This is a genomic window from Zarconia navalis LEGE 11467 (assembly GCF_015207075.1).
Lineage (GTDB): Bacteria > Cyanobacteriota > Cyanobacteriia > Cyanobacteriales > Geitlerinemataceae > Zarconia > Zarconia navalis.
Map to the genome: position 1 here is coordinate 1 of NZ_JADEXN010000270.1, position 7,166 is coordinate 7,166.

General features: G+C 49.4%; 7 protein-coding genes. 5 read left to right on the forward strand and 2 right to left on the reverse strand.

Features of this window, described 5'->3' with window-relative positions; all coding sequences use genetic code 11:
- Positions 1–92 precede the first annotated feature (92 nt).
- The 5 genes from glmU (at position 93) to IQ235_RS14320 (ending at position 5,383) form a co-directional block, all read left to right on the forward strand.
- Entirely contained in the window at positions 93–1,448 is a 1,356-nt protein-coding gene (glmU, locus tag IQ235_RS14300) for a bifunctional UDP-N-acetylglucosamine diphosphorylase/glucosamine-1-phosphate N-acetyltransferase GlmU (RefSeq protein WP_264322124.1), read from the forward strand.
- Positions 1,449–1,772: 324 nt separating this feature from the next.
- Positions 1,773–2,783: a decaprenyl-phosphate phosphoribosyltransferase gene (locus IQ235_RS14305; protein WP_264322125.1), complete on the forward strand. Its 1,011-nt coding sequence runs from the start codon at positions 1,773–1,775 to the stop codon at positions 2,781–2,783.
- 238 nt (positions 2,784–3,021) lie between these two features.
- Entirely contained in the window at positions 3,022–3,585 is a 564-nt protein-coding gene (locus IQ235_RS14310; protein ID WP_264322126.1) for a YqeG family HAD IIIA-type phosphatase, read from the forward strand.
- A gap of 2 nt (positions 3,586–3,587) precedes the next feature.
- Entirely contained in the window at positions 3,588–3,926 is a 339-nt protein-coding gene (locus IQ235_RS14315; protein WP_264322127.1) for an SMR family transporter, read from the forward strand.
- 140 nt (positions 3,927–4,066) lie between these two features.
- Positions 4,067–5,383: a hypothetical protein gene (locus IQ235_RS14320; protein WP_264322128.1), complete on the forward strand. Its 1,317-nt coding sequence runs from the start codon at positions 4,067–4,069 to the stop codon at positions 5,381–5,383.
- A 51-nt stretch (positions 5,384–5,434) separates the two neighbouring features.
- Here IQ235_RS14320 and IQ235_RS14325 read toward each other — a convergent pair whose 3' ends face one another.
- Both IQ235_RS14325 and IQ235_RS14330 read right to left on the reverse strand, forming a co-directional pair.
- A complete protein-coding gene (locus IQ235_RS14325; RefSeq protein ID WP_264322129.1) occupies positions 5,435–5,794 on the reverse strand; it encodes a translation initiation factor in 360 nt (119 codons plus the stop codon).
- Between the two features lie 251 nt (positions 5,795–6,045).
- Positions 6,046–7,166, reverse strand: a 1,121-nt coding sequence (locus IQ235_RS14330; RefSeq protein WP_264322130.1) for a M1 family metallopeptidase, incomplete at its 5' end; no start/stop codon positions are given.

Genomic DNA, 7,166 nt, shown 5'->3' on the forward strand with positions numbered 1-7,166 from the left:
GAACTGGTACTAGCGCAAATCCAACAGTAATCGGTGAGAAACCGCGATACACTCGTAGGATTGGAAAAGTATTACCCAAACAGATCGAAATCATGGTAGCGGTAGCAATTCTGGCAGCGGGACGCGGTACGCGGATGAAATCTCACTTACCCAAAGTGTTACATTCTTTGGGGAGCAAGTCTCTGGTCGAGCGGGTATTAGAGAGTTTGTCTGTCATTTCTCCCACCCGATGTTTTGTCATTGTCGGTTACGGAAGCGCGCAAGTGCGATCGCAACTGCAATCGTACCCCAACGTTGAATTTGTCGAACAAACAAAGCAGTTGGGAACCGGACACGCCGTTCAACAGCTACTACCACATCTTGAAGGATATACGGGAGATTTGCTCGTTCTCAATGGTGATGTTCCACTGCTGCGTTCGGAAACCCTCGAAACGCTCACCGCAACCCATCGCGATCGCCAAAATGCCGCCACTATCCTCACGGCGCAGATACCGAACCCCCAAGGATACGGACGGGTTTTCTGTAGCGCTCAAAACGTCTTTGGGGAAATCGTCGAAGATCGCGACTGCACCGACGCACAAAAGCAAAATCGCCGCATCAATGCCGGAATCTACTGCTTTAACTGGCCCAAACTCTCTCAAATTTTGCCACAACTCCAAGCCAATAACGACCAAGAGGAATATTATTTAACCGATGCGGTGAATTATCTCGATCCGGTGACGGTGGTGGATGCGCCAGACCCCGAGGAAATTTTTGGGGTGAACAGCCGCCAGCAATTGGCTCAAGCCTATCAAATTTTGCAAGCGCGGGTCAAAGACGAGATGATGAGTGCTGGGGTGACTCTCATCGACCCTGATAGCGTCACGATCGACGATACGGTCCGCATGGAACCCGATACGATCGTCGAACCCCAAACTCACCTGCGCGGTAAAACCACGATCGCATCGGGCTGTCGCATCGGGCCGGGATGCTCGATCGAAAACAGTCAGATCGCTCAGAACGTGACGGTGCTGTACTCGGTAATTTCCGATAGTGTCGTCCAAGCCGGTAGCCGCATCGGGCCGTTCGCGCATCTGCGGGGTGCGGCCGAGATCGGCCAAAATTGCCGCGTGGGTAATTTTGTAGAAATCAAGAAATCCCAAATCGGCGATCGCACTAATGTCGACCATTTATCCTACCTGGGGGATGCGACTTTGGGCGATCGGGTCAATGTTGGTGCGGGAACGATTACCGCCAACTACGACGGCGTTAACAAGCATCCGACACACATCGGCAGCGGGTCGAAAACGGGTGCAAATAGCGTGTTCGTCGCGCCGGTGACGGTGGGGGAAAACGTGACGGTGGCGGCTGGATCGACCATCTCCAAAGATGTCCCCGATAACAGTTTGGCCATCGCCCGTTCTCGGCAGACTTCGATTCCCGATTGGCCGGCGAAAAACTCTGGCTAGCCATTGGGCGATCGCAGAAAAAGAAAAAGGTGAGGAACTTATAAAAGTTCGAGCCTCCATCAGTTTTAGGGATGTGTCGTTTGTTTTTGGGGTGTGCTGGTTTTAGGGGTGTGCTGTTTGAAGTTCCTGAATCCTTACGGTTACAAGTAACGCTTCAGTGCAACTTCAAGTCTGAAAAACTTGGCTTTTGATGCTAGCAAACTAACGAGTCAAACGTTCGAGTGGCTTGTACGTCGTCAATTCAAGGCGTCGTAAAAAGTTGCACGAGACGCAAGTTGGAAATGGCTCAGAGCGTTCGTCAATTCAAAGATTCTTGTCACCTAAATGTCAAGAATCAAGAACGCGATCGTGCCGCCATTCTGGGTGTATCCATCAACCTTTTATGGAATCAACACCATGCTGAAAACGATCGCTTACTACCCCCATATCGCAGCACTCCGACCCCATCAGTGGACCAAAAACTTGATTGTTTTTGCCGCTCCGCTGTTTGCCTTCGAGATTGGCGAGCTGACTATCGTGCGAAGCTTACTCGCCTTTGTCTTATTTTGTTGTGTCTCGAGTAGCTTTTACCTGCTCAATGACATTGCCGATGTCGATTCCGATCGACGACATCCCGTCAAGTGCAAGCGACCGATCGCAGCCGGATTGGTGAGTATTCCCGTGGCTTCGTGCATGGCCATCGGCTTGTTGGGTGGGACGCTTCTCATCAGTTGGCGCACATCAGCGTTATTGGGAACGATCGTCCTCAGCTACGCACTGCTCCAAGTGAGCTACAACCTGAAACTCAAGCACACACCCATTCTCGATATCATTGCGATCGCAATGGGATTTGTGTTGCGAGCCTGTGCGGGAGCTGCCATCAATCACATTACCCCATCCCATTGGTTTTTGCTATGCACGGCAATGCTGGCGCTCTTTTTAGGAATTGAAAAGCGCAAAGCCGAGTTGCGACTGGCGATCGCAACCGGCAGCAAAACCCGAGCGGTTCTCCAACAGTACTCCATCGAACTGTTGACGCGCATGGAAAGTGTCGTCACTACTAGCGTCGTCATGTCCTACTCGCTTTGGAGTTCCGGACCGCAATTGAAAGGAGCATTGACCCCCTGGATGTTTGCCACTCTGCCCTTTGTCCTGTACGGTTTGTTTCGCTACCAACTGTTGAGCAATCCGCGAAAAGGCGATCGGCATCAACAACGGAACTGGCAGCGGGGGAAACGCACCGAACGCCCAGAGGAAGTCTTGCTAACAGACAAACCGATCTTGTTCGCCGTCATCGGTTGGGTTGCAAGCGTCTTCACGATTTTACTGCTCGAACATCAGGGAATTCTTCATTAACGTCACGAGACTGAGTTTTGGTGTCTCGTCATGGAGATTGATTGTCTTTTCCCATTCCTCGATCTCCATCACATCAGGGTTCTAGCAGCTCCAAAACTGACGTTAACTCGATCGCGGCTACCTCGTATCTACTCTAGAGAAACACGATGTCAGTGACTCGGACGACTAAATTTCGAGTTGCTCGAGTCACTAGCATCGTCAATTCAAAACCTTGGAAAATGTTGCACCAGAGGTGAGTATGAAACGAAAAAAGTTACGAGATCGAACGCATGCTTTAGCATCCATTGACTTGGCTCGTCTGCAAGCTCTCGACATTCAAGGAATTATCCTCGACTTAGATAACACGATCGTTTCGGAAGACGATCGATATTTATCTCCCCATGCCGAAGATTGGATCGCGCGAGCCAAACACCTGGGGTTCAAATTTTTTCTCCTTTCCAATGGCAAGCGCCGATATCGAGTCAAATATTGGTCGTCCCGTCTAGAGATGCAGGCACTTTCTCCCGCTCGCAAACCCTTTCCTTTCAGCCTCCGCAAAGCGATCGAATGCATGAAAATTCAGCCCGATCGGGCGATCGCGATCGGGGACTCGTTCCATACCGATATTCTCGGCGCTTGGCTGTGTGGATGTCACAGCATTCAAGTCACCACACTTCCCCATCCCCCACGCTGGTGGGAAAAATGGCTCGGGCATTGGATACAAATACCCTATCCTCGAGATCGCGAACTTTGGTTGGTAGAGCCGACTCTGTACGACGCAGATTTTTCAGATCCGATGACTCCACCGAAGATAGAAAATTAATTATGTTCGCCCAACTCTTCTTTGCCTTGCTCGTCCTTCTCACTGTCGGACTCAATACCTGCGCTCAAGTCTTTCTGAAATGGGGTTCGTCTCAAAATTTCTTGAATTGGTATTTAGTCGGCGGAATTTTGACCTATGGGCTGAGTACTGTCATTTATATTCTCGTCCTGAGCAAATTTAATTTATCTATTGCCTATCCCGTCGTTATTGGCTTGACAGTTATTGCCACAACAATCGCAGGCACTTTTTTGCTCGAAGAAAAGCTCAATAGTGTCAGTTGGATAGGCGTTGGATTGATGATAACGGGTATTTGCGCAATTGCTTTTGGCAAAGTTTATTAGTTTATAAGCCCGAATAGAGTCACTCTAGAAATATTTCAAAAGAGACTCTAGATTATCTTGAATTTAGTATTGACGTCCAGCGTTAAATTTATGCTTAAGGGTCATCTCATACAGAACCACAATACACCTGTAAATTCAACATGAAAAACCCTTCATCGTCTCAGAGTCACGTCCATCAATATTTCCCCGATATCGTGATTCTCTTCATTCTTTGTCTCGGGGCGGGTATTGCGACTTACCTCGGCGCCCGCGCTCTTGGAGATAACGTACTCGAACTCAAAAATTTCGGCGATACTTGGTTCGATTCAGATGCAGCCGCTTACTTTCAATGGTTAGAAAATCGTTCCAGCCACCTACACGTTCGGACGTACAAGCATCCGTTATTTTCATTAATTCTATGTTTGCCGGTTTATGGCTTAAAAGTCTTAGGTCTTCAACTGATTGTCGCGACCCGATTATATCAGGCAGCGATCGCCTCATTATGGATCGGTGCGCTATACGTTCTCATCCGACTTCTTGGATGTCGTCGATTGGATGCGATGTTGTTGACCTTGCTCGGCAGTACGAGCGCGGCTGCGATGTTTTGGTTTGTCGTCCCCGAATCTTATCCCTTCGGCTCTTTGAGTCTGATTCTCGCGGCAATCTTAACCGTTCTAGCCCAATCTCGAAAGCGACCTTTGTGGTCTTATATCGTCACCAATATCCTGACCCTCAGCGTTACCATTACCAATTGGATGGCCGGAATTTTTGCTGCCATTCTGGGAAATCTACCCAAAATTAAAAATAAAAACAATCAGCTTATTTTTGGTTTAACCCTTGCCATTGTTACTGTTCTGGCTGGGGTGCAAAAGCTGATTTTCCCCAAAGCTGTCTTTCCACCGTTCGTTATCAGACCTCGAGAAGCAGCCTATCTTTTCTCAGACGAATCCGGCAGCATCTTCAATATTATTCAATCGTTAATCGCCCATACCATAGTGATGCCAGACATCCAAATCCGCCCCCATCCCAACGGTGCTAGTGATGCGGGTGGTGGACTGATGATGGTTACCCAATTTTCATTGCCCGGCTCTGGCAGTCTTTGGGGTGCGGTTGCTGTCGGTTTGTGGGTGGCGTTATTTGGTTTGGGATTATGGGCGCTGTTTAGCCTCAAAACCCATCTCAAATTTCGGATCTTTTTAGGGTTGCTGCTATCGGGTCAGTTTGTTCTCCATTTAGTTTATACAGGTCGCGAAACTTTCCTGTATTCTTTGCATTTTCTGCCGTTATTCATTATCTTGGTCGCCTTAAGTACCTTGACGCGAGCGCGACTCTGGAGTTTGGGATTAATTAGTTTGCTTTTAGTCTGCATTGCGATTAATAATACGCAACAGTTCGATCGCGCGCGGGAGTTTTATCACATTCATAGCTCTTCTAATTCTGGAATGTTAAATTCTTCACAAGATGGCTTGATAAGATAACCGATGTAAAGTAACAAGAAATTCTCAACTCGAGCTAAGTTTTACGATTCTTTAACCGCCGCTAACTTTAGCTTTGTAGCCGAGTTTGGTAAGAATTTCGAGTATTTGTTGAGTGCGATCGCCCTGAATCTCGAGCGTTTCATCTTTGATGCTTCCTCCCGTACCACATTGATTTTTTAACTGTTTGAGGAGCTTTTTCAAGGTGTCGGTTTTCAATTGAAAACCGCGAATGACCGTTACTGTTTTGCCGCCGCGTTCTTTGCGAGAGGCTTGAATTCTAAGTTGTTGCTGCTGGGGGGGAAGATCGATCTCCGGACGGGCGATCGCCTCGGAATTATTGGGTGTGCCAAATTCGGAGTAGACTTTGCGATCGGTTTTTGAAGTCGGAGATTTTCGTTTTTTGGCAGGCATGTTGTGTGACTGATGATGATTTCAATTACAGCGGTTTTCATAATGGTAGACCCCAGACAATTGAAAGGAGACGCGCACAGCTAGGGTTGGCACGGGGCCTTGGTGACAAGTTAAGCGATTTTACGAGCTGTCAAGTGTACTTCTTCGACTTCTCTTAAACCTATGAGCCATCGCGATTCCACTCTTGTAAGCAGGGGCACAACGACCGGCGAGCGCGACCGGGGGAGGCGTGTCGTCCCCCCCAGCCTTCCCTACTCCCCATCTTCAGATGGCAGTGTCTCCTCGTACAACCATTGAGAAAGAAACGCCGTCAAATCCCGATCGCTCACCTCATTCACCACCGCCAGAAAATCCTCCGTCGTCACGTACCCTCCAGCAAAGCGCTGGGAATAGGTTTTGAGAATCTCGAAAAATGTTTCGTCTCCCACCTGCAACCGCAGTGCGTGAAGCGTCCAAGCACCTCGGTGGTATACCGAGGGACTAAACATTTGGTTGACTGCAATCTTCGCTGGCGGGCCCATCCGCAAGGTTGCCAACTCGCGATACATTTGGCTCATGGCATTCTCGATCGCCTCTTTTCCGTATCGATGCTCTATCCACAGAAGGGGCAAATAGGTGGCAAAGCCTTCATTGAGCCAAATATCCTCCCAGAATTTCACCGTGACGTGATTTCCCAGCCATTGATGTACCAACTCGTGCGCAACCAAGGTTTCGCGGGTGGCATAGGAACCAAACGCAGAGAGACTCTGAGTTTCGAGGGCATTTCCTCCCAATTCTGGTCCGACAACAACGACACCGTAAACATCGTAGGGATAGGAACCGAGCATCTGGCTAAAAAATGCCATCATGTCGGAGGTGGGGCGAAACGCTGCCATCGTCTCGGGGGAAGTGCCCTCGGGGAAATAGTTGCGAATCGGCACGCCAATGGAACTTTCTTCATCCTGGCGCAGAAATTTGCTAATATTCACCGTTGCCAGGTAACTCGCCATCGGGTAGCGCATCTGCCAAACATAGGTGGTGGTGCTTCCATTATCCATCGCTTCTTCTAAGACCCCGTTCGCCGCCACCACCAAAGGTTTAGGGACGGTAATCCGAAACGTATAGGTGGCTTTATCCGTGGGGTGGTTGTTGACGGGATACCAGGACATGGAACCCGACGGCTGGCTGACGACGAATATTCCGTCCCTTCCCTTCTGCCAACCCAGGGGAATGGGAATCGCCGGATCGCTCACGGGGGTGGGAACGCCACTGTAGCGGACGGTAGCGGTAAAATTCGTGCCATCGGCAAGGGGAGTTGCCGAAGCCACCTTCAGTTCGCTGCCCTGGCGACTGAAGGTGGCTTCGGTATCGTCGATGCGAACCTCCTCCACTT